Genomic DNA, 23,278 nt, shown 5'->3' on the forward strand with positions numbered 1-23,278 from the left:
ATAGCACGGAGTTATGGACAACCGGGGGCTCCACGGCCGTCGTTGGCCGCGCCATGCTGTAGCGCAATGTCACACGTCACTGTGCGGCCAGGTGGTCAGGCAGCCACGGGGCCGCGAAAGGGACCCATGAACCCTGCGTACGCGACCGTCGACCACCTCTTCACCGTCCCCCTGGACCACGCGGCCCCACACGGTCCCACCATCCAGATCTTCGCCCGCGAGGTCGCCGATGCGCGCCGGGCAGGCGGGCGGCTGCCCTGGCTGCTCTATCTGCAGGGCGGCCCCGGCGGCAAGTCGCCCAGGCCGTCGGCGGGTTCACCGGGCTGGCTGCCCCAGGCCCTGAAGACCCACCGCGTCCTCCTCCTCGATCAGCGCGGCACGGGCCGATCCACCCCCCTCACCGCCCGGGCGGCCTCCCGCTTCGCCTCACCGGCCGGGCTGGCCGGCCATCTCGGCCACTTCCGCGCCGACTCGGTCGTCGCGGACGCCGAACTGATCCGCCGACAGCTGTGCGGCGACGAACCCTGGGAGACCCTCGGCCAGAGCTACGGCGGCTTCATCACCCTCACCTACCTCTCCCGGGCCCCCGACGGACTACGGGCGTGCTACGTGACCGGCGGCCTGCCCGGCCTCTCGGCCACCGCCGACGACGTCTACGCCCGCACCTACCCCCGGGTGCGGGACCGCGTCCTCGACTTCTACGCCCGCTACCCCGACGACGCCGCCCGGCTGCGCGAGATCGCCCGCCTCCTGACCGCCACCGAGGTGCGCCTGCCCGACGGGGACCGGCTCACCCCCAACCGCCTGCGCACGCTCGGCCTCGCCCTCGGCATGGGCGACGGCTTCGAGCGGCTCCACTGGCTTCTCGACGAATCCCTCGACGAGGAGGCGAAGCCGACCGACACGTTCCTGCACCAGGTGATGGCACTGACCGGCTTCACCGACAATCCGCTCTTCGCCGTCATGCAGGAGACCCTGTACGGCCAGGGCGCGGGGCCGACGGGCTGGGCGGCGTCCAGAGCCCTGTCGGCCTTCCCCGAGTTCGCCGAGGACGCCGACCCCCTCCTGCTCACCGGAGAAATGATCTACCCCTGGATGTTCCGCGAGATCCGGGGCCTGCGCCCCTTCGCCGAGGCCGCCGAACTGCTCGCCGAACGCCCCGACTGGCCACCGCTGTACGACCCCGACCGCCTCGCCGCCAACCGGGTCCCGCTCGCCGCGGTCGTCTACCACGACGACATGTACGTGGACGCCGGGCTCTCCCTGGGCACCGCGAGAGAGGTCGGCGCCACCCGGGTGTGGGTCACCAACGAATGGGAGCACGACGGCGTCACCGCCTCCGGCGGCCGCGTGCTCTCCCGCCTGATGGACCTGGCCGCGGGCCGCGCGTAGCGACGCGCGCCAAGGACCCCGTACCCCTCAACCTGCCTCCGACGGGAGAGACATGACCACCCCGCTCCGCCGCCTGCGGCCGCTCGCCGCGACCGTCGTTCTCGTCTCCTGCCTGGCCGCCCCCACCGCGGCCGCGGCCCCCGGCTCACCGCCCCCCGCCGCCCGCTGCGCCCTCCCCGGCCGGACCGGCTGGACGGACGAGGGCCACGACACCGACCGGACCCAGTTCCAGCCCGCCACCGGAACCCGCCGCGTCCTGACGCTGTACGTGGACTTCCCCGACGCCCCGGCCGCCGACTCCACCGAGCCGTACGCCGCTGCGCTCGCCCCGGCCGCCGACTGGATGGGCCGCGCGAGCCACGGTCGTCTGCGAGTCGACAACACCCCGCTGCACCGCTGGATCCGGATGCCCGCCGACTCCACCTCCTACGGCTTCGCGCGCGGCCTCACCTTCGAGGCCCACGAGAAGTACCTGCGCGACGCGATCACGGCCGCCGACCCTTACGCGGACTTCTCCCGCTACGACATGGTCTACGTCGTCCCCGCCAGGACGGCGACCGCCATCCCCTTCTCGCCGACCTACCTGTACGACCCGGCGGGCCCCGGCATCACCGCCGACGGCACCCGCCTCAAATGGGCCGTCACCTTCGGACAGGACATGTGGCGCTGGGGCCACAAGGTCGCTGCCCACGAGACCGCCCACACCTTCGGGCTGCCCGACCTGTACTCGTTCACCGGAGCCACCCACCAGTACGTGGGCGGCTGGGACGTCATGGGCGACATCGCGGGCCACGCCCCGCAGTACCTCGGCTGGCACTCCTGGAAGCTCGGCTGGACCCGAGACGACCAGGTGGCCTGCCTGCCCGGCTCCGGCCGCCGTACGGTGTCGCTGACCCCGGTGGAACGTCCCGGCGGAACCAGGATCGCCGTGCTGCGGACCGGTGAGACGACGGCCTACGTGGCGGAGTCACGCCGCGCCCAGGGAAACGACGCGACCGCCTGCTCCGCCGGCGTCCTCATTTACAAGGTCGACTCCGCCGTCCGGACCGGTGAGGGCCCGGTGCGGGTCATGAACGCGCCCCCGGCCCGAACCACGACCCCGACCACCGGCTGCACCCCGACGGACCTGGCCGCGTACGCACCCGGACAGACCTTCACCGATCCCGCGACCGGCGTGCGCATCGACGTCCTCGCGGGCGGACGGATGGGAGACACGGTGCGGATGAGCAGACGGTGACTCCGGCGGGCCGCACGGGTCGCGGCTCAGCGGCGGTGGATCCGGTCGACGCCGTACCACTTCGACACGCAGGCGGCGACCCAGTCCCGCTCGTAGCTGCCGGTGAAGAAGGGCTCGGCGAGACCGCCGATGTACAGGGGCCGGTAGCCCACGTCCGTGGCGCCCCGTGCGGCCTCGCTCCGGATGCGGGAGTTCTGGGCGTCCCAGGCCACGGAACGGGCGACCGTCGTGGTCGTGAGCTGCTGGACGTTCGGGACGAGCGCGGCCACCGAGGCCAGCGTCAGGCAGCCCGCCGCCACGGCGCCGGCCGCGAGGACCGGGCCGGCGGCGCGGCGGCCCGAGAGCCACCGGCCGCCCCACGCGCCCAGCAGCGCGCCGTACCCGCAGAGCGCCAGTTCCATCGGCACGAGAAAGCTCGTCCAGCTGCGGGCGTACGTCCACCCGCTCGGGCCGTAGCCGCTGCGCAGGCCCACCACCACCGCGAACGAACCCAGCACCACCACGGGCACCGGGAGCAGGAGCAGGGCGATCAGCACCTTGCGCGGGACGGTCCGCCGCGGCTCCCGCCTCCCGGGCGTGGGCCCGCGCAGCCCGGTCGCCAGGCCCAGCAGGACGCCGACCGCGGCGGCTCCCAGGTAGGCCCACTGGCCGGTGACGGAGTCCCACATGCGCAGCCAGTCCTCGTAGGCGCCCCCGAGTTCTGCCGCGGAGAGCACGGACTCCTTGTCGGGCTGCTGCGCCCGGCGCCACCGGGCGCCGGGGGAGGTGTAGAGCACGACCAGACCGCAGAGGAGGCCGGAGCACCAGAGCAGGCACCAGGTGAACGGATGCCAGCTCCGCGCCAGGCCGAGGCGGGGCACGGACAGCAGCCCGACCGCGGCGGCGAGCAGCCCGCTGACGAGCGCGAACGGCTCGCTCAGGGTGCCGAGCGCGAAGCCGATGAGGAACGCCGAGGTGAAGCCGGCCACCCGGACGGCGGCACGGGGATGGCGGACGGTCCGGACGGCCAGCAGGAACGCCCACAGGCCGATGAGGCTCGGAAGGGTGTGGGAGATCGTGGCGGGGGCCCACAGCAGTACCTGATAGCTGCGGGTGCCCGCGAAGTAGAGCAGCGCCTGGACGGCCAGGGCGCAAGCGGTCAGCACCAGCACAGGGGGCCTGCCGCCGAGGAACCGGATGAAATGACACCCCAGCAGGACCAGCCCGGCGGTGAAGGCGACGGCTATGACCGTCGGCAGGATCTTGGTCCCGGCCAGTCCGTCGCCGTAGACGACACCGCTCAGGAAGGCGTTGGCGATCCTGCCGTTCTGGGTCATGTAGAAATCGGACGTGATGCCGAGGATCCCCAGATCGCGGGCCTTCCACGCGGCACACCAGTCGTCGGACGCGGGCCGTACGTAGAGACCGAGGAAGCATCCGACGGCGACCAGGGCTCCGGCCGCCGCGACGAGCGTCGCCCCGGCCGCCGGGAGGAGCCCGCGCGGGAGGGGGCGGCGGCCGGTTCCCTGGCCCACCGCGGAGGAAGGGGTCCGGACGTCCTCGCCCCGGGCCGCAGCAGCGTTCATTCACCACCCCTTCGCAGCGGGGCCGGCCGGTGAGTCGGCCGATGCGCCCGCCGACTGCGGCGACCGCACGGCCCGCGAACACCCATGATGGGCACGGTTCGCGGCCACCGGCATCCCGGGCGGGCCAGGACGGGCACGCGGCCACGAAGCCCTCGGCACCCCTCGTTCACCCGGGCGGCGGGTGTTCCGTGGCAGCCTCCGCACGGCTCTTCCAGGATGGGGAATCCGGGTCCGCGCGTACGCACGCCCGGCGGAGGGAGTGACGATGCCCGGTGTCCTGCTCGGTTGTTGGGCGGTCGTCACAGCGGCCTTGGCGGGGGTCACCGTTCCCGTGTGTACCGGGAGCCACGGGAGCGGCGGTGAGGTCGAGCGCAGTTACGCGCCCGTGGCGATGCTCGCCGCCCGCACCGTCGGTGTGCTGTCCAACACGACCGCCGCCGAAGGCGTTCCGCCTGCCGTCGCCAGGGGCGCGCGGTACGTCGACGGGAGCAACGTCCTGCGGCTCGCGTCCGGCCGGTGGATGTACCTTCCCGCCGCCATGACGACGTCGGCCGTGGTCCCCGCCGACCACCCGCCGGCGATGCAGCAGATCGAGCAGAGCCGCGCCTGGCTGGCCTCCGGCCGGGTCCCGGGCCGGTCGCCCGTGCAGCGCGCGGCGGCCGAGCGGGCCCTCCTGGCCATGCGCGCCCTGCTCCGGCCGAACGGCGCCATGGCGGCGGGGTGGAGCCCCGGCTGGAAGTACTCCTGGCCGCGCGACTCCAGCTTCGCCTCCGCCGCGTTCGCGCACACCGGCCACGACGCCGAGGCCTACCGGATCCTGCGCTACAGCGCCGCGACCCAGCGCAGCGACGGCACCTGGGAGGCGCGCACGGAACTCGACGGGTCCGGCCCGCCCGACGGCAGACGGTGGCAGCTGGACGCCAACGGCTGGGTCCCCTGGGCGACCTGGCAGTGGTACCGGACCGCCCCCGGGGCCACCCGCCACGCCCGGCTCATATCCCTTTACCCGATGATCCGCAAGGCGGCCGACCACGCGGCGGGCTCCCTGCGGGGGGACGGGCTGCCCCCGGCCTCCCCCGACTACTGGGAGCTGATGACGACCACCGCGAACATCGGTACGGCCGCGCCGCTGCTCGCCGGGCTCAACGCCTCCGCGGACCTCGCCCGGGAGGCGAACCGGCCGGACGACGCGGCGCGCTGGGCCCGGGCCGCGCGGCGGCTCTCCGCCGCGATCTCCGCGAACTTCCTTCCCCTGAGGTACCAGCGCACCACCGACGGACGGCACGGGCACGACAGCGCGGTGACCTTCATGGCACCTCCGTTCAACACGGCCCCCGTCGGCCTGCCCGGGGCACTGGACGCCACGTACCGGGCGCTGCTCCTGCCCAACGGCGGGCTGACCCCGGGAAACGACCCCGCCGCGCCCTGGGGAGGAAACGCCTGGACGCCCAGTACGGCGTTGTTCGCGCTCGCATGGGCCGGGACGGGCGAGCCGGCGAAGGCCGGACAGGTCCTGGACTGGGTCCTCTCCAAGAGGAACTCGCTCGGGGAGCTGCCGGAGAAGGTGGACAAGGAGGGCAGGGCCGTTTCGGTCGCTCCCCTCGCGTGGACGGGTTCGATCGCCGTCCTGTCCCTCGTGGCGCTCGACGGCACGGCGCTTCCGACCCCGCCCCTGCGGCCGTAGTACGCGCCTTGCGGGTCAGGGACTCAGACGGGCTCCGTCCCGTCACCCGGCGGCGGCGCGGTGCGGACCCGCTCCAGTGCGGCCAGGAGGTGCCGATAGGCGAGCCTTTCGGCCGCCACCGCCCGCCCGAGCGGAAGGTAGTGCGGATCACGGCGTGACCGGGCCTGTGCCGCGGCGGCGAGGCGGAGCCGCCTCGCCCGGTCCACCTCGTGCCTGGCCCCGACGTACGCGTCGTCGAGGAGCCGGTGGTCGAGGACCTCGGCGAAGGCGCGCTCCGCCAGGGCGTCGAGCCGGTCGAGTGCGTCGGCACAACTCTCGGGGACCGTCCCGGCACAGCCTTCTTCCAGGGTCCGGGACATCGATCGCAGGGTCGCCCCGAGCTCCGGGTACCCCCACGACGGAGCGGCGTCGTTCCGGCACCCGGCGGCGAGGGCGACCAGTACGGCGGCGGCAGCCACGGCGCGCAGCGTTCCCGGTCCCGCGCGCCCGCGAACGGTGGAGCAAGGGGTCATGGGAGCCCCGATCGCCGCTGGTCAGGTGGTCAGCTGGTCAGGAGGCGGCCTCGGCCGGGCCCCGACGTGGTCCGGCGGCCATCCTCGCCCACACCGGTCAGGGCTGCCACACGGCCGCCGCGCGCGCGGCCTGCGCGATCGCCGGAGGCCGGACCGCCCGGTGCCACGGGGAGGAGGGCGGGCGGCTGCCGGGCGGCGCGGACCCGGCCGGGGGAGCGGTCGTCACGTGCAGACCGGCGTCCAGGCCGAGCGCTGCGGCGACGGCCGTGCCGTCCGGCTCGGCCACGGCCGCCGGTGCGCCCGTGTAGAGCATCTGTGACTCGTACCAGGACGGCGCGTCGTCCGGGCCCGAGATACCGACCGTGCCCACGCCCGCGCGGCCCGCGAGTACCTGGCCCGCGACGCCGACGGCGCCGTAGCCGCCCTCGCCGCCCACCTCGGTGACCGGGGAGAACGTCGGCGCGGGCGAGCCCGCGGTGGCCAGGCTCGTACCGACGGTGCCCGTCCCGGGGTGGCGGAAGTACAGGCGGACGCCGTCGCCCTGCGGGCTCGCCGAGAGCGGACCGGTCGTCGCCGGCAGCCCCGTCGGGAAGGGGCCGCTGAGCGGGGCGTCCGGGGCCGGCTGGACCCAGGCCAGCACGGTCCGGTCCGTGGCCGCGTACACGTGGCGCCGCCCCGCCCCGTCGGTCGCGGTGACCGGGTCGCCCTGCAGGCCGGCGCCGCCCAGGGCCTGCCACGCTTCGAAGGTGCCGTCCGGGGCCGCTTGTGCGCGGGCGTGCAGGGTGCGCAGGGAGTCGCGTACGTACACGGTCATCCGGCCCGCGGGGTCGACGGCGACGGACGGCGCGCTGATCGCCGAGGTGCCGGATATGTCGACCTTGTCCGGGGTGCCCAGCGACTGCCACGGGCCGAAGGCGCCGTCGGGCGCGGCCTGGACGGCGTAGACGAGGTCGCGCCCGTACTCCTGGGGCGTGGTGCCCAGGGTGGTGCGGGTGCCGAAGACCGCGATCCTGCCGTCGGGGAGCCGCGCCGTCGTCGCGCCCGCGTCGATCCCGTCACCGGGGAGGAACTGGGGCCCCTGCCAGGGGGCCTTGGGGCCGCTGCGCGTCCAGTACGCCATCCGGCCGTCCAGGGCGGCGAAGGCCCACAGCCGGCCGGAGGCGCCCTCGGCCATCCAGGAGGTGCCGTCGCCCCGGCTGTAGCGGATCGTCTGGTTCCATCCGGCGCCGGTGGGCCGGGTGGCGGTCTTGCGGTCGCCGCAGCCGGCGGGGCTGCCGCACCAGTCCTGGTGGTCCGTCCAGGCGTAGGTCTTGAGGTACCCGAGCTTCTCCGCGGCCGCCTGCGGGTCGAGCGTCGGGGGCAGCGAGCTGTTGGGGTAGCTCACATAGTTCTGGACCGAGAAGTGCGGCCGGTCCGTGGTCTTCGCGTAGCGCTCGGCCGCGGCCTGCACGAACCGGGCGCCGTAGATGTGGTCCTGGTGGTCGAGGAAGACGCCGCCGCCCTGCGTCCGGCCGGGCGTCGGGTCCTGCGTCCGTATCGTGGTCGGCCGGTACATCGCGAAGACGGATGCGATGGCCTCCACGGCCTGGTCCTTGGTGTACGAGAACCAGGGCTTGACCGGCGTTCCGGAGGTCAGCTGGGCGCCCAGCGCGGGAACCCTGCCGTCCCACAGTCCGCGGAGGCTGTCCGGATTGTCGCCGGAGATGCTGCGCGCCTCGCGCAGCTGCATCCACACCAGGTTGACCTCGGGCCTGGCGACGAGGACGTCCACCTCGGCGCTCCCGCCGCCGGCGGTGGGTACGGACGTGCGCTGCCAGACGCTGGTGCGCTCGCCCGTGGCCATCTCCGCGTAGGCGGCCCGTATGCCGTTCTGCCGGGCCTCCGCGTAGGCGGCGCGGTCGGCGGGGCCCGCCGGGTCTTCCAGGTGCGGGCTGTGGGCCTCGTTCCTGCCGTCGGCCTCGCCCGAGGTCAGGTAGACGGTGGTGACCTTGACGCCGGTGGATATGGAGCGGCTCAGGTCGGGGTTCATGAAGAAGAGGTCGTCGTCGGGGTGCGCGACGACCTGGAGGGCCGTGCCTTCGGTCACACTCGGGCGGAGGACCACCTCGAGGGCGCCCGGCTCCTGTGTGGTCCCGTATCCGTAGGCCCAGGTCGTCACCCCGGCGGCGCCGACGGTGAGCGCGGCGAGCAGGGCAGCGATGCGGGTGCGGCTGGCCAGGGACATCTGCAACGCCTTGAGGATCGGTCCGGTGCGGAACTCTGCCGAGGGGGTGATTCGGCGTCCCGATGGCTCCACCGCTTCCGGAGACGACCGGGCCCGATTATGTCTCGGGCGTTCGCAACTGACACACCATCAAGGGGCATATGACGAGAAATCAAGCTGAATGCGATGCATGTCCTTCTTGCCCTATTTGCCACCCCTTAAATTGTGGACATAACGGGACAAAGAGGTGGCCTTCATGGCGTGGGACGTGGCGATTCGCACACCCGCGGCTTGCGCGCGACGGGCGCCTGACACCCGCCTGGTGACTGCGACACGGAGGCCGGCCCGGCGGGCGGCCCGGCAGCCGGATACGAAGGCGGGACGGGCGGGCGAGGTGCCGTCAGGGCCGAAGACAAGGACCCGACGCCCTCCGGGTCCTGGGGGTCAGAGCGTCTCGCTCAGCGAGTCCGCCAGCCGCCGCCGAGCCGCCCGCGCCGCAGGCAGCGCCGCCGCCGCCACCGCACCCAGCACCGCCCCGACGATCACCGTCAACAGCACTGGCAACGGCGGCAGCTGGGCGATCCCCGCGCCGATCCCGCTCGACGCGCCCTGAGCGTTAACCAGCCAGCTGCCGGACAGCGCACCCACCGTCGTCCCCACCACCGCGGATACGAGCGCGGTCAGACCGGCGGCCGTCACGATCATCGACCCGATCTGCCGGGGGGTCAGCCCGATCGCCTTCAGCGCGAGCAGGTCCCGGCCCCGGTCGCGTACGCCCGTGCCGATCAGCGTCAGCAGTTCGGTCAGCCCGATCAGTGCCAGCACCGCGATCAGTGCGGCGATCACTCCGCGTGCCGGTTCCAGCCGGTCGGCCGGATTGGGCGTCTCCCGGATCTCCAGCGTTCCACCTGCCGCCACGGCGAGCGTGCCGCTCACCGCCCGGGGGTCCGCCCCCTCGCGCAGCACCAGGGCATGGAACTCGGGCCGCAGCTGCGGATCACGCTCCCGCAGTGCGTCGATGGTCGTGGTGATCACCCGGCCGCCGGATTCGGGTTCGATGGTGCGGCCGACGAGGTGCAGGATCTGCGGCCGCCCCTCGACGGTCATCCGCACCCAGTCGCCGACCCGCACCCCGAGGAGGTCGAGCAGCCCCTGCCCGGCCACTGCCTCGTCCGGACCGCCGACCGCTCGCCCTTCCACCACCGCGGAGGGATACGGGTGCCGGGCCGTGCCCAGCCCGCGGAGCGTGATGGTGCCGGTCTGCCCGGGCACGAGCGCCGCCATCTCCGCGCCCGGATGGACCGCGGCGATGTCCGGGATCGTCGCGAGGGTCTTCTCCAGCTCCGCGTCCGACGGCCCGGCGGGCTGCTCCGCCCGTACGGTCAGCGCCGCGGGCAGACCCATCTGCGCGGGCCGGCTGCGGAACTGGTCGAGCGTCGACCACGCGACGAGCGCGACCGTGATGAGCACCATCGGCAGGGCGAGCCGGGCCACCGGTGCGAGCGTCCGGCCGCGCCGCGGGAACGCCGCACGCCACCCCAGGACCATGGCGGGGGGCACCCGCATGCCGAGCGCCCGTCTGCCGAGCGCGGTCATCGGCGCGGCCGACGGCAGCGCAGCCCGGGCCACCGGAACCGGTGGCACCCGTCCGGCCCGCCAGGCCGAGAGCCCGGTGGCGGCCGCGATCAGCAGCACCGCGCCGCAGGGGATGCCGATCATCAGCGCGGTGTGGCCGGGCAGGTCCTGCCACATCGCCGCCGCGTCCCCGATCCGCCCCGGTATTCGGGCACCCAGCAGGGCGATCGCCGCCGTGCCGAGGGTCACACCGAGGAGCGCGAAGGCCAGATGCTGTACGAGGAAGCCGCGTGCCACCTGGCCGGGGGTGAAGCCGACGGCTTTGAGGACGGCGATGTCCCTCAGCTGGCCGCGGACCCGGGCGCCGATCGCTCCCGACGCGGCGAGCGCCGCCGTGAGCAGCGCGCCGAGCCCGAAGACGGCGAACATCTGCCCGAGGAGCCGGTCGTCGCCGCCTGCCTCGGCCCGGGCCTGCTGCCACTTGGTGACCTGGGCCACCCGGTCGGCACCGAGGACGGTTACGGCGCGCTGGACCATGAAGTCGGTGTCGTCCGGATCCTCCAGGCGCAGCCCCACGCTCTGCCCCGTGTCTCCACGGGCGATCTCGTCGAGGGTGCCGGACAGTACCCAGCCGATGCCGGGTCCGCCGCCCGGCTGGTAGCGGGGCTCGGCCACCTCGGCGATCCCGCTCACCCGCAGCGTGTGCGGGGCACCGTCCGGTCCGGTGACCCGCACCGTGTCGCCCGGCTCCGCCCAGAGCGTCCGCGCGACCGAGGTCTCCAGCACGACGGTGCCGGCCCCGGCCTCGGCCTGGGCTCCGCCGTCCGGCCGGGCGAGCCAGCTGCCGGCGGTGACGAGCGGCCGCCCGGTTGCCGGAGGCAGCGCCTCGGCCGCGCGGAGCGTCACCCCGGCCCGCGCGCCACGCGACTCGACCGTCGTCGCCGCCGTGCGGTAGGGCCCGGAGAGGGCGGCGATCCCGTCCACGCCGGACAGGGCCTTCATGTCCGCCCCGGCGCGGGTGTGCAGCCAGATGTGCGCGCCCTGGGACTGGTTGAAGATCCGCTGCCACGGGTTCGCGGCGTAGCTGAACAGCGCGCCGGCCAGCAGGAGCGAGGCGATGATCCCGGCGCTGGCCAGCACGACGAAGAGGGCTTCGCCGCGGTGTGCGCGGAAGTCGGCGTGCGCCCAGCGCAGCGTGGCCCGCACGCTCACTCCTTCAGTTCGAGTACGCCGCGGACGCCACCGGCCGGCTCGCGGCGCCCGGCGCCGAGCTGGGCGTCGTCGGCTATGCGCCCGTCGAAGAAGCTGATGACACGGTCGGCGGCGCTGGCCATCCGGGCGTCATGGGTGACCATCAGGATCGTCTGGCCGCGCTGGTGGAAGCGGGAGAGCAGCCGCAGCACCTCGCGGGTGCCCTTGCTGTCGAGGCTGCCGGCCGGTTCGTCGGCGAGCAGCAGCGTGGGGTGGTTGACCAGCGCGCGGGCGAGCGCGACCCGCTGCTGTTCGCCGCCGGACAGCTCGCCGGGCATCGACCGTTCGCGGCCTTCGAGGCCGAGTTCGGCGAGCAGTTCCGCGCGGGACTCGCGGGCGGCCTTCGGAGAGGCGCCGGCGAGCAGGGCGGGCAGTTCGACGTTGTCGGCGACGGTGAGGTTGGAGACCAGGTTGAAGAACTGGAAGACGACGCCGATGCTGCGGCGCCGCAGCACCGCCCAGCGGGCCTCGCGGTACTCGTCGACCCGCTCTCCGCCGAGCCACAGCTTCCCGCTGTCGGGCCGCTGGAGGCCGCCGATCAGATGCAGCAGCGTGGACTTGCCGGCTCCGGACGGCCCGGTGACCGCGACGAACTCGCCCGGCTGGACGGACAGGTCCACCCCGCGCACGGCATGTACCGCCGCGCCCTCGCCGTGGTGCGTCTTGGTCAGGCCCTCGGCGCGCACGATGGGCACGGCAGGAGCGATGGCGTCGTCGCTCATTCCAGCTCCTCCTGGCAGCGTTCCAGCCAGTCGAGGTCGGCCTGCAGATGCAGCATGGCGCCCTCGATCAGCAGTTGGGAGATCTTGTTGTCGCGGTCCTCCGCTGCGGCCAGCTTGGACAGGTCCCGCATGGTGTTGAGGTACTGTCGCCGCTGCTTGTTGATCAGCGCCACCGGATCGGCCAGACCCGACTGCGGTGCGAGCGCGAGCTTCATGAAGAACTCGTCCCGTACCCGGGGCTCCTCCGCGGTGTCCTCGAACCAGGCCAGCACGGCCTCGCGCCCGGCGTCCGTCAGCTTGTACGTACGCTTGTTGGGCCGGCCCGACTGCTCGACGTCCTCGCCTTCGATCAGGCCGCTCTTCTCCAGCCGGCCGAGGGTGACGTAGATCTGGCCGACGTTCGGCTGAGGGTACGCGGCGCCCAGGAGCTTCTCAAGGTCCTGCTTCAGCTCGTAACCGTGCGCGGGGCTACGGGTGAGGAGTGCAAGGAGCGCCAGCCGCACTCGCTCCCCCTCCTTCCCGCTCCGTAGTCAACAGTTCACCCGGCAACGGACCGAGTGGCGCCGCCGTCCGTCTCGTCTGCCTGGACGTCTAGTATCGCCCATGCCTAACGGGTATATATAGGCCGCGATGGTCGGCGGCGCAGCCGGATCGTGCACTGGGAGGAATCTATGCGGTGGATGCGTGCCGCGGGTAGAGCTCTCCTGGTCGCGGCGGTGGTGCTGGCGGGATACGCGGGTTTCGGCGTGCGCGCCGACACGGGCGTGGCCGCCGGGGGACGCGGCCCCCTGACGCTCGTGACGGCGGGCGACCTGACCGACTACCTCTCCCCGCTGCTCGACGACTGGAACCAGGGCCACCCCGGCGAGCACGTCACGCTCGTCGAACTGCCCGACTCGGCCGACGAGACCCGGGCCCAGATGATCAGCGAACTGCGATCGGGCCGCGACCGGTTCGACGTACTGAACATCGACGTCGCGTGGACGTCCGAGTTCGCGGCGGCCGGATGGATCTCCCCCCTGGAGCGCGACCGCTTCCCGCTGGACACCTTCCTGCGGCCGGTCGTCGACACCGCGACCTTCGACGGCAGGCTGTACGCGGTCCCGTACGTCACCAATGCGGGCCTGCTCTACTACCGCAAGGACGTCCTGGACCGGGAGGGCGAGCAACCGCCGCGCACCTGGGCCGAGCTGGTGCGCCAGGCGCGCACGATCGCCCCGAAGTACGGACTGGACGGCTATGCCGGCCAGTTCCTGCCCTACGAAGGGCTCACCGTCAACGTCACCGAGGCGGTGCACTCGGCGGGCGGTTCGATCCTGCAGGGCGACGGCACCCGGGTGAGCGTGGACTCCGGCGCGGCGCGCGCCGGACTGCGGTTCCTCGCGGACGGTGTGCGGGACGGCTGGATCTCCCGCGACGCGCTCGGCTACAAGGAGGAGGAGTCGCGGCGGGCGTTCCAGGACGGCCGGCTGCTCTTCCTGCGGAACTGGCCCTATGTGTACGCGGACGCGAGCGCGGAGGGATCGAAGGTCGCGGGCAGGTTCGGCGCCGTACCGCTGCCCGGACCCGACGGGCCCGGCACCAGCGTGCTGGGCGGCTCCAACCTCGCCGTCAGCAGCACGTCGCGGCATCCGGCGTCGGCGGCCGATCTGATCTCCTACCTCACCAGTGAACGGGTCCAGCGGCAGGTTCTCACCGAGGGCTCGCTGCCACCGGTGCGCGCCGCGCTGTACGAGGATCCCGAGCTGATCCGCGCGTATCCGTACCTGCCCACGCTTCGCCAGAGCGTGCTGTCGGCGGTGCCGCGCCCCAAGAGTCCGCGCTACGACCAGGTGACCCTCGCCGTGCAGGCCGTGGCGCAGGACCTGATGGCGCAGCGCCAGACTCCCGACCAGGCAGTGGCGCGGCTCGCGCGCGAACTCGGGACCATCTCCCGCAAGGGCTGATCGCACTCTCCTCCGCCTCCCCTGAGGGCCTCTACTTACATGTTAAGTAGAGGCCCTCAGTCGTGCATGCGGACATCTCGCACAAATCATCCCAGCTTTCGGCTGTTTCTGGACACATCGTTGACACCTTCCCGTCCCTGCTACTTAACATGCATGCATAACAGCGCACCTGATCCAGGGCGCTCTCGCATTCAGCAGAAACAGGTCGACGCGAGATGCTCAGCACCCTTCCGGCCGACACCGGCCACCCCTCCCGCACCGCCGCCCCGGCTGCCCCCTGGTGGCGCGACGCGGTGATCTACCAGGTCTACGTCCGCAGCTTCCTCGACAGCACCGGGGACGGCGTCGGCGACCTGGCCGGCGTACGGGCCGGGCTTCCCTACCTCAGGAAGCTCGGTGTCGACGGCATCTGGCTCAGCCCCTTCTACCCGTCGCCGCAGCACGACCACGGCTACGACGTCGCCGACTACTGCGGCGTCGACCCCGTCTACGGCGACCTCGCCGAGTTCGACCGGCTGGTGTCCGACGCCCGTCGGCTCGGGTTCAAGCTGCTGCTCGACATCGTCCCCAACCACTGCTCCAGCGAGCACCCGTGGTTCCGCGAGGCGCTCGCCGCCGGCCCGGGCAGCGCACCGCGCTCCCGCTTCCACTTCGCGCCCGGCCGCGGCCCGGACGGGGCGGAGCCGCCCAACAACTGGCGCGCCATGTTCGGCGGTCCCGCCTGGAGCCGGATCACCGAGCCCGACGGCACCGCCGGAGAGTGGTACCTGCACCTCTTCACGCCCGAGCAGCCGGACCTGAACTGGCGCGACCCGGCCGTGGGCGACGACTTCGAGCGGGTGCTGCGCTTCTGGCTGGACCGCGGTGTCGACGGCTTCCGCATCGACGTCGCCGCCGGACTCTTCAAGCACCCCGAACTGCCCGACTCGGACGACCCGGAAGCCGACGAGCGGGCCCGTGACGCCGTCAACCAGCTGGCCTGGAACCAGCCCGAGGTCCACGGCGTGTGGCGCCGCTGGCGCTCGGTGTGCGAGGAGTACACCGCCCGGGACGGTCACGAGCGGCTGCTGGTCGGCGAGGTGTCCGTGCCGACCGCACGCGAGCACGCCGAGTACGTCCGCCCCGACGAACTGCACCAAGCGTTCTTCTTCGACCTGCTCAGCGCGCCCTGGGACGCCGACGCCTTCCGCGCGACGATCACCGAGGCGATACGCGACATCGCCGGCACCGGCTCCACCGTCACCTGGGTCCTCAACAACCACGACCAGGTCCGCACGGTCACCCGCTACGCGGGGGAGCCCGGGGTGGAAGGCAGCGGACTGGGATCCGCCCGCGCCCGCGCCGCCGCCCTCCTGATGCTCGCCCTGCCCGGCGCCGCGTACGTCTACCAGGGCGAGGAGCTCGGCCTCCCCGAGGTCCTCGACCTGCCCGACGAGGTCCTCACCGACCCGATCTTCCACCGCACCGGCAGCCGCAAGCACGTCCGGGACGGCTGCCGCGTGCCACTGCCCTGGTCCGGGCACGCCTCCCCGTTCGGCTTCAGCCGGGAAGCGGTCGGAGCCAAGCCGTGGCTGCCGCAGCCCGAGTGGTTCGCCGAGCACGCCACCGACCGCGCCCTGGCCGACACCCGCTCCTTCTGGCACCTCTACCGCGACGGACTCCAACTGCGCCGGACCCTGCCGCAGCTCGGCGACGGCACCCTGCGCTGGCTGGACGCGCCGGCGCAGGTGCTGGCGATCGCCCGCGGCGAGGGCCTGGTCTGCGCGGTGAACTTCGGCACGGAGCCGGTGCCCGCCCCGGTCCCCGGCACTCCGCTGCTCGCCAGCGGCCCCTGTCCCGACGGCGTGCTCCCCGCGGCGACCGCCGCCTGGTGGACGGGCGAGTGCCCGGCCCCCTGACCCTGACCTCCCCCTCCCCGCGCGAAACCCCTCCAAGTGAAGCCATGACCCACCCCGTGGCCCCGGCCTTCCTCGAAAAGGACCTCATCATGCGACGACCCAGCAAGACGACCCGACGGACCGCTGCCACCGGGGCGGCCGCCCTCGCCCTCGCCCTCGGTGCCACCGCCTGCGGCGGCACCACCGGCCCCGCGAGCGGCGGTGAACTCAGCGGCCAGACCGTGACCGTGGCAGGCGTCTGGACCGGCAGCGAGCAGAAGAACTTCAAGAAGGTCCTGGACGCCTTCACCGAGAAGACCGGCGCCACGACGGTCTTCGTCCCCTCCGGCGACAACGTCTCCACCTTCGTCGGAAGCAAGATCGAGGGCGGCAACGCCCCCGACGTGGTGATGGTTCCCCAGGTGGGTGTGCTCCGGCAGTTCGCCAAGGAGGGCTGGCTCCAGCCCCTGTCCGACCAGGCCGCCAACACGGCCGGCTCCACCCTCGCCCCGGTGTGGAAGAACTACGGCACCGTCGACGGCACGTACTACGGCCTCTACTTCAAGGCCGCCCACAAGTCCACCGTCTGGTACGCCCCGCAGGCGTTCACCCAGGCCGGCGTCAGCGAGCCCAAGAGCTACACCGACCTGCTGAAGGCCGGCCGCACGCTCGCCGACTCCGGCCGTCCGGCCTTCGCCATAGCCGGGGAGGACGGCTGGACCCTCACCGACTGGTTCGAGAACATCTACCTCTCCCAGGCAGGGCCGGAGAAGTACGACCAGCTCGCCCAGCACAAGCTCAAGTGGACCGACGAGAGCGTCGTCAGGGCGCTGACCACCCTCGGGGACCTGTTCAAGGACAAGCAGCTCGTCGCCGGCGGCGCCCAGACGGCGCTGGGTACCGACTTCCCCTCGTCGGTCGAGCAGGTCTTCGGCCCCGAGCCCAAGGCGGGCATGGTCTACGAGGGCGACTTCGTCGGCGGCGTCGCCAAGGACCAGTTCGGCAAGCAGCCCGGCAAGGACGCCAAGTTCTTCCCGTTCCCCGCGGTCGACGGCGGCAAGGCACCGGTCGTCAGCGGTGGTGACGCGGCCGTCGTCCTCAAGCAGGGGAAGAACAGCAAGGCGGGCATGAAGCTGCTCGAATTCCTGGCCGGCCACGAGGCGGCGGAGGTCTGGGCCGGCGCGGGCGGCTTCCTGTCCCCGAACATCCAGGTCGACATGGCCGCGTACGGCGACTCCGTCACCCGCAGCACCGCCGAGTCGCTCATCGCGGCGGGCGACTCGATCCGCTTCGACATGTCGGACCAGGCCCCGGCCGCGTTCGGCGGCACCAAGGGCGCGGGCGAGTGGAAGCTCCTCCAGGACTTCCTGCGCGACCCGTCGGACCCGCAGGGCACGGCCGCGAAGCTCGAAGCCGAGGCCGCCAAGGCCTACGGGAACTGAGGCGGCTCCCATGGCTGACACCGTGACCGCCCGCGCCCCGGCCGACGGGCGACGGCTGGCCCAGCGAAGGAAGCGCCGCCTCGCGGTCGTCTTCGTACTGCCGGCCCTGCTGCTGCTCGGCGCGCTGGTCGTCTACCCGGTCCTCTTCTCCCTCGGCCGCAGCTTCTTCGACGCGAGCGGCGACCGCTTCGTCGGAGCCGGCAACTACGCGGCGATCATCCGCGACCCGGCCACCCTCAAGGCGATCCGCAACAGCACCATCTGGGTCGTCGTCGCTCCCACCCTGCTGACCGGACTCGGGCTGATGCTCGCCGTGCTCACCGAGAAGGTGCGCTGGGCGACCGCGTTCAAGCTGGTGCTCTTCCTGCCGATGGCCGTGTCGTTCCTCGCCGCGGGCATCATCTTCCGGCTCGCCTACGAACAGGACCCGGGCCGGGGCGTGCTCAACGCAGCCGTCGTCGGCGTCCACGACACCTTCGACGACGCCGCCGCCTATCCGACCGCCCGTGCCCGGGAGGGCCAGGGCCTCACGGGCGGGGCGGGCGGCCCGTACAGCACCGAGGAGGCCGTACGTCCCGGCCGTTCGGTCAGCCTCGGCTTCGTCGGGGTGGCACCCGACGCGATGCCCGTCGGCGCGAAGGCCGCGGCCGCCCCGGCGCCGGGCACGGACGGCATCGGCGGAGTGGTCTACCTCGACTTCGCCCCCGGCGGTGCCGGCACGCCGGGCAAGGTCGACCCGGGCGAGAAGGGGCTGCCCGGCATGACGGTCGAGGCCGTACGGGACGGCCGGGTGGCAGCGACCGCCACCAGCGCCGACGACGGGTCGTTCCGCTTCACCGGGCTGGCAGACGGCGAGTACACCGTCAGACTGCCCGCGGCCAACTTCGCGGCCCCCTACCAGGGGGTGAACTGGCTCGGTCCGACGCTGGTGACGCCGGCCATCATCGGCGCTTACCTGTGGGTGTGGACCGGCTTCGCGATGGTCCTGATCGGCGCCGGCCTCGCGGCCATCCCACGCGACGCGCTGGAAGCCGCGCGGATGGACGGCGCCACCGAGGGCCAGATCTTCCGCAAGATCACCGTGCCGCTGCTCGCACCGGTACTCACCGTCGTCTTCGTGACCCTGGTGATCAACGTGATGAAGGTCTTCGACCTCGTCTACATCATCGCGCCCGGACCGGTCCTGGAAGAGGCGAACGTGCTGGCCACCCGGATGTGGCTGGTCTCCTTCGGTGGCGGCAACGACCAGGGGCTCGGCAGCGCGCTCAGCGTGGTGCTCCTCCTGCTGGTCGTCCCGGCGATGGTCTTCAACATCCGGCGTTTCCGAAGGAGTGGAGCATGAGCGGCCACAGCACCATCGAGCGCCGACCGCCCCGGCGGGCGGCCACCCGGCGGGCGGCGACGGTCCGGCCCGTGCCCGCACCGCCCGTGCCCGGGCCGCGGCGCGGGAACCGGCTGTCGCGCCTGCTGAGCAACTCCGTCGTCCAGGGTGCGCTGATCCTTGTCGCCCTCGTCTGGATCACGCCGCTGGCGGGCCTGTTCCTGTCCTCGATGCGCTCCGAGCGGGACAACGCCTCCGACGGCTGGTGGACCGCGCTCACCGATCCGTCCCAGCTGTCCCTGGACAACTACAGCGCCCTGCTGAAGGACTCAGGCATCGCGGCGGCCTTCGGGAACACCGTCCTGATTTCCGTACCCACCACCTTCCTGGTGGTCACCATCGCGGCACTCGCCGGATACGCCTTCGCGTGGCTGGACTTCCCCGGCCGGGACGGCATCTTCCTGGTGGTCGTCGGGCTGCTGGTCGTACCCGTGCAGATCGGGTTGCTGCCCGTGGCCAAACTCTTCGGCGCGGTGGGACTGTTCGGCTCGATCGCGGGCGTCGTCCTCTTCCACGTCGCCTACGGGCTGCCGTTCGCGATCTTCCTGCTGCGCAACTACTTCGCCGAGATACCGAGAGAAATGCTGGAAGCCGCCCGGATGGACGGCGGCAGCGAGTGGCGGATCTTCTCCCGGCTCGTGCTGCCGCTCGGCCGCCCGGCCATCGCGAGCCTGGCCATCTTCCAGTTCCTCTGGGTCTGGAACGACATGCTCGTGGCGCTGCTCTTCGCGGACAGCGGGTCCCAGCCGCTCACGGTCGCGCTGCAGTCCCAGATGCGGCAGTTCGGAAGCAACATCGGCGTCCTCGCACCGGGGGCCTTCCTGTCCCTGGTCGTCCCGCTGATCGTCTTCTTCGCCTTCCAGCGGCACTTCGTCCAGGGCGTGATGGCGGGCTCGGTGAAATAGCCGCACCCGCCCGCCTGGCAGCGGGTGAGCGGTGAACGGTGAACGGTGACAGCACGAGGCCCCGGGACGTCCGTCCCGGGGCCTCGCCGTGCATTTCGCGCTGACGCCGGCTCACGGAGAGGTGACGGCCTGCTCCAGCAGGCCGTGCAGGACGCGCTGCTCCTGCGGCGTGAGGCCGGACAGCGGGGAGTCCACGGCGAGGAGTGCGAGGAGGCGTGTCCGCAGTGCGGTGCCCTCGTCGGTGAGGACGAGGTGCTTGGCGCGGCGGTCGGTGGGGTGCGGGTGGCGCTCGATCAGGCTCTGCTTCTCGAGCTTGTCGACGACGAAGGTGGTGTTGGAGGGCTCGCAGCTCATGCGCTCGGCGAGCTCCCGCATGGTCATCGGCCCGCTCATCTCCCGCAGCGCGGTCGCCTGGGACGCGGTGAGGCCCAGGGTGGCGGCGCGCTCCCGTACGTGCTCGGCGATCCGCTGGGCCAGTCCGTTCACCAGACCGCACAGCTGCCGCTCGGCGAGGACCTGCGACTCGGGGGGCGTCGTCATGGCACCACCCTAGCAAGTCCGTCAAGACAACATATTTACAACTTGAATGATTCAAGCTTGATGTTTATGGTTGCCGTCGTCGCCGCGGGAAACGCCCCGCAGCGACGTGATGACGACTCATGGGAGAGCACTCATGGCTGACTTGACGGTGGATCAGGACGTACGACTGCGCCGGCCGGCGGGGATCCGCTCGATACGGCTGGGCGACACGAAGGTGTCGTACGTGCCGGACGGCGACGTGCGGCTCCGTCCGCTGCAACTGCTCCAGGACACCACCGACGAGGTGTGGGCCGCACACCCGGAGTACCTGGACGCCACGGGCCACCTCGTGGGGAGCGTCGGCGGTCTGCTGGTGGAGCACGGCGACCGCGCGCTGCTGATCGACGCCGGCTTCGGCCCGCAGACGCACGAGGAGCCGGACGGCCCCCTCGGTACGATCCACGGCGGCGCACTCCCGCGCAGCCTTGCCGAGCTCGGCCGGCGCCCCGAGGACATCGAGGCGGTGGCCTTCACCCACCTCCACGCCGACCACCTCGGCTGGGCCTGCCATCCCGCTCCCGGCGGCGTGCGGCCCGTGTTCGCCCACGCCGACTACTTGATCTCCGAGCCGGAGTGGGAACGGCGCGACCTCCTGGAGGCCCAGGGCATGACCGAGCAGGTCGCGGCCCTCGCGCCGCGGGTACGTACGATCACGGACGGGGAGGAGATCTTCCCCGGCGTACGGGTGCGGATCACCCCCGGCCACACCGTCGGGCACGCCGAGTACGTCATCACCGGGGGCGGACGGCGTCTGATCGCCTTCGGTGACGCCGTGCACTCACCGATCCAGATCGACCACCCCGGCTGGTCCTCGGCCTTCGACCACGACGGCACCCGGACCGCCGACCACCGCCACCGCCTCGTCGCCGAGCTGGCGGAGCCCGGCACGATCGGCTTCGGCGTCCACTTCGCCGATGTGGTGTTCGGACACGTCCGGCACGACGGGGACGGCCCGGCCTGGCAGCCCGTGGACGCCTGAACGCCCTTGCCCAAGGCATGCCGTAGGGCAGGATGGCTCGGTGAGCATGTACGTCTTCGCCGACTGGGGCGGCTTTCCGGACTCCGTGCCCGCCGCGGACGCCGCCACGCCGCGAAAGGTCCTGCCTGCGGCGGCCGTCAGGGACGCCGACCCCGCCGCGAGCCCGCCGGAGCTGCGTACCGTCCCGGGTGACACGGTCTTCGTGTCCTCCCGGGACACCGCCAGGCTGGAACGGTTCTGCGCCGAGAACCGGATCCCGGTACGCCGCCGCCCCGACATCTGGGGCGACCTGCTCGAACCGTTCCTCGACACCCGGTTCGACGGTCGGCACCAGGCGGAGACCCTGGACCGGCTGGCGCGCAACGGGGTCGGGCGGGCCGAAGCGGACCGGATCCGCGAGCGGGTCGGTCCCCTCATGGCCGCCTACAACGGCGTGCACTGGGACTGGTTCCACCTCGGCCTCGCCGACCTCCTCGACGCGGCCGCCTCCGATCTCGTCCCCGCCGAACTGCGCATCCGGCCGCAGGACCGGGCGGCCTTTCGCGCCTGGGCGATGGAGATCGCCGACCGGCCCGATTCGGAGGACGCGGCCGAGCCGCCCCTTCCGGATCTTGCTCCCCCGGCTGTCTCAGCGGCCTCGGGGAAGTAGGGCACGTCCCCGAGGCCGCTTAGTCCTTCGAGTCCTGCTTCCAGTCCTGGACGAGGAGCCCGAGCAGCACCTCGTCCAGGAACTCGCCCATCACCCAGGCCGAGGAGCGCAGCACGCCCTCGCGGACGAAGCCGTTGCGCTCGGCGGAGCGCAGCATCGCGGCGTTGTCCGACAGCGTCTCGATCTGCAGCCGCTGCAGGCCGCGCACGACGAAGCCGTAGTGGCACAGCGCCGCGACCACGTCGGTGCCGTAGCCCTTGCCGCGGCAGGACGGCAGGAGCCCCAGCCCGATGTGAGCGCAGCGGTTGTGGTTGTCGATGCCCCACAGCACCGCGCTGCCGACCAGCGTGCCGCCCTCCAGTTCCACCACCGAGAACTGGACGTGACCCTGCTCCTTGTCGTCCACCACGAGCCGCGGATCCTTCGACCCGGGCGTGATCGGCCGCCACGGCCCGCTTTCGGCCCGCGAGGAGTTGACCACGTCGTCGTAGAGCTCGGTCCGCAGGATCGGGATGTCGTCCTCGTGCCGGGCCCTGAGCCCGACCTTGCTGCCTTTTAGCATGCAAGTTTCCTATCCGACTCTGGTGGCCGGCGGCAACCCAATAGATCAAGTCCTCCGTGAAGCAACGGACTTGGCCGGCACGGGCGAGGGCGGCGACACCGTGACGGCACCGCCGCCCCGGGCCGGTCGGCTCAGGAAGTGACGTCGTTGATGATGTTGGCGATCACCCAGATCACCCAGGCCACGGGCAGCAGCACGGCAAGGCTCGTCGCACGCTTCAGCACCGGCGCCCCGGTCTGCAGCCGCGCATGGCCTCCGGACGGCTCGGGCAGCCGGTTCACCTTCCCCAGCGCCACCCGGTTGGCTATGAGCGTGAACGGCGTGAACAGCACCAGCGACAGCGGCGACCACCATCCCTGCCACAGCGTCCGCGCGGTCATCTCGCGGAAGTACGAGGTCCCGCACCCACGGCAGAAGGGGCCTTCCATCTTGTGGAATCGCATCAGCACCAGGAAGCCCTGGTGGAGACGGAAGGTCACCGGGACCGCCGGGAACGCCCCGCAATGGCGGCAGACCATCGCCGCCGCCCCCGGATGGCCCGGGCCGGGACCGGACGCCGGCCACCCCGTGGGCGGCTGGGGACCGTAGCCGGGAGGGGTCTGGCCCATGGCCGGACCGGCCGGCCACGACCCGTTTGGCTGAGGGGACGAGGAGTTGACAGTCATCAGGGAAATTCCTTGCGCATGAAACGGCGGCGCGCCGAGCACGCCACCTGCTATGTGGGAGCAGAGCAGGCACGGTTCACCCGATCACGGACGTCACTACGCCTTGTGATCAACGGATGATCCATGTCTGCGGCCCCATCATGCACGGGTGA

The 23,278-nt window shown here is 72.4% G+C and carries 19 protein-coding genes; 10 read left to right on the forward strand and 9 right to left on the reverse strand.

All coding sequences use genetic code 11. The features are described from left to right. Positions 1–126: 126 nt before the first annotated feature. Together OG429_RS36955 and OG429_RS36960 are read left to right on the forward strand one after the other, a co-directional pair. Complete coding sequence (locus OG429_RS36955) at positions 127–1,392, forward strand: alpha/beta fold hydrolase (RefSeq protein WP_328929625.1); 1,266 nt, start codon at positions 127–129, stop codon at positions 1,390–1,392. Positions 1,393–1,444: 52 nt separating this feature from the next. Next, on the forward strand, positions 1,445–2,629 hold the full coding sequence (locus tag OG429_RS36960) for a M6 family metalloprotease domain-containing protein (protein WP_328929626.1): 1,185 nt from the start codon (positions 1,445–1,447) through the stop codon (positions 2,627–2,629). Between the two features lie 26 nt (positions 2,630–2,655). Here the strand turns inward: OG429_RS36960 and OG429_RS36965 are convergent, their stop codons facing one another. Beyond that, positions 2,656–4,194 (reverse strand): DUF6056 family protein, encoded by a 1,539-nt coding sequence (locus OG429_RS36965; protein WP_328929627.1) that lies wholly within the window; start codon positions 4,192–4,194, stop codon positions 2,656–2,658. Between the two features lie 331 nt (positions 4,195–4,525). On the opposite strand from OG429_RS36965, the gene OG429_RS36970 reads away from it, so the two are divergent. Continuing rightward, positions 4,526–5,878, forward strand: a complete 1,353-nt coding sequence (locus tag OG429_RS36970; protein ID WP_328929628.1) for a hypothetical protein — start codon at positions 4,526–4,528, stop codon at positions 5,876–5,878. A gap of 23 nt (positions 5,879–5,901) precedes the next feature. Here the strand turns inward: OG429_RS36970 and OG429_RS36975 are convergent, their stop codons facing one another. The 5 genes from OG429_RS36975 to OG429_RS36995 all read right to left on the reverse strand — a co-directional run bounded on the left by OG429_RS36975 (position 5,902) and on the right by OG429_RS36995 (position 12,644). Further along, a complete protein-coding gene (locus OG429_RS36975; protein ID WP_328929629.1) occupies positions 5,902–6,336 on the reverse strand; it encodes a hypothetical protein in 435 nt (144 codons plus the stop codon). A gap of 151 nt (positions 6,337–6,487) precedes the next feature. Beyond that, on the reverse strand, positions 6,488–8,614 hold the full coding sequence (locus tag OG429_RS36980; protein WP_328929630.1) for a PIG-L family deacetylase: 2,127 nt from the start codon (positions 8,612–8,614) through the stop codon (positions 6,488–6,490). 423 nt (positions 8,615–9,037) lie between these two features. After that, entirely contained in the window at positions 9,038–11,374 is a 2,337-nt protein-coding gene (locus tag OG429_RS36985; RefSeq protein WP_328929631.1) for an ABC transporter permease, read from the reverse strand. A gap of 2 nt (positions 11,375–11,376) precedes the next feature. Next, positions 11,377–12,141: an ABC transporter ATP-binding protein gene (locus OG429_RS36990; RefSeq protein WP_328929632.1), complete on the reverse strand. Its 765-nt coding sequence runs from the start codon at positions 12,139–12,141 to the stop codon at positions 11,377–11,379. After that, on the reverse strand, positions 12,138–12,644 hold the full coding sequence (locus tag OG429_RS36995; protein ID WP_189743464.1) for a PadR family transcriptional regulator: 507 nt from the start codon (positions 12,642–12,644) through the stop codon (positions 12,138–12,140). The genes OG429_RS36990 and OG429_RS36995 overlap by 4 nt, the downstream gene beginning before the upstream one ends. 168 nt (positions 12,645–12,812) lie before the next feature. On the opposite strand from OG429_RS36995, the gene OG429_RS37000 reads away from it, so the two are divergent. The 5 genes from OG429_RS37000 to OG429_RS37020 all read left to right on the forward strand — a co-directional run bounded on the left by OG429_RS37000 (position 12,813) and on the right by OG429_RS37020 (position 19,692). Continuing rightward, positions 12,813–14,087 (forward strand): ABC transporter substrate-binding protein, encoded by a 1,275-nt coding sequence (locus tag OG429_RS37000; RefSeq protein WP_328929633.1) that lies wholly within the window; start codon positions 12,813–12,815, stop codon positions 14,085–14,087. A gap of 215 nt (positions 14,088–14,302) precedes the next feature. Continuing rightward, on the forward strand, positions 14,303–15,985 hold the full coding sequence (locus tag OG429_RS37005; RefSeq protein ID WP_328929634.1) for a glycoside hydrolase family 13 protein: 1,683 nt from the start codon (positions 14,303–14,305) through the stop codon (positions 15,983–15,985). Positions 15,986–16,074: 89 nt separating this feature from the next. Continuing rightward, complete coding sequence (locus OG429_RS37010; RefSeq protein WP_328929635.1) at positions 16,075–17,406, forward strand: ABC transporter substrate-binding protein; 1,332 nt, start codon at positions 16,075–16,077, stop codon at positions 17,404–17,406. Positions 17,407–17,416: 10 nt separating this feature from the next. Continuing rightward, the gene (locus tag OG429_RS37015) at positions 17,417–18,748 is read left to right on the forward strand and encodes an ABC transporter permease subunit (protein WP_328929636.1); all 1,332 of its coding nucleotides are present in this window, start codon (positions 17,417–17,419) and stop codon (positions 18,746–18,748) included. Continuing rightward, positions 18,745–19,692, forward strand: a complete 948-nt coding sequence (locus tag OG429_RS37020; RefSeq protein WP_328929637.1) for a carbohydrate ABC transporter permease — start codon at positions 18,745–18,747, stop codon at positions 19,690–19,692. Before OG429_RS37015 ends, OG429_RS37020 begins: the two co-directional genes overlap by 4 nt. Positions 19,693–19,803: 111 nt before the next feature. On the opposite strand, the gene OG429_RS37025 is transcribed toward OG429_RS37020, so the two are convergent. Continuing rightward, positions 19,804–20,232: a MarR family winged helix-turn-helix transcriptional regulator gene (locus OG429_RS37025; protein WP_328929638.1), complete on the reverse strand. Its 429-nt coding sequence runs from the start codon at positions 20,230–20,232 to the stop codon at positions 19,804–19,806. 133 nt (positions 20,233–20,365) lie between these two features. Between OG429_RS37025 and OG429_RS37030 the strand changes: the two genes are divergently transcribed. Next, positions 20,366–21,250 (forward strand): MBL fold metallo-hydrolase, encoded by an 885-nt coding sequence (locus OG429_RS37030; RefSeq protein ID WP_328929639.1) that lies wholly within the window; start codon positions 20,366–20,368, stop codon positions 21,248–21,250. A gap of 40 nt (positions 21,251–21,290) precedes the next feature. Next, complete coding sequence (locus OG429_RS37035) at positions 21,291–21,899, forward strand: hypothetical protein (RefSeq protein WP_328929640.1); 609 nt, start codon at positions 21,291–21,293, stop codon at positions 21,897–21,899. A 19-nt stretch (positions 21,900–21,918) separates the two neighbouring features. On the opposite strand, the gene OG429_RS37040 is transcribed toward OG429_RS37035, so the two are convergent. Then, a complete protein-coding gene (locus tag OG429_RS37040; protein ID WP_328929641.1) occupies positions 21,919–22,461 on the reverse strand; it encodes a GNAT family N-acetyltransferase in 543 nt (180 codons plus the stop codon). 131 nt (positions 22,462–22,592) lie between these two features. Further along, positions 22,593–22,940, reverse strand: coding sequence for a hypothetical protein (locus tag OG429_RS37045; protein WP_328929642.1), 348 nt, complete (start codon positions 22,938–22,940; stop codon positions 22,593–22,595). Positions 22,941–23,278 lie beyond the last annotated feature (338 nt).

Origin of the sequence: Streptomyces sp. NBC_00190, assembly GCF_036203305.1 — a bacterium.
Taxonomy (GTDB): domain Bacteria; phylum Actinomycetota; class Actinomycetes; order Streptomycetales; family Streptomycetaceae; genus Streptomyces.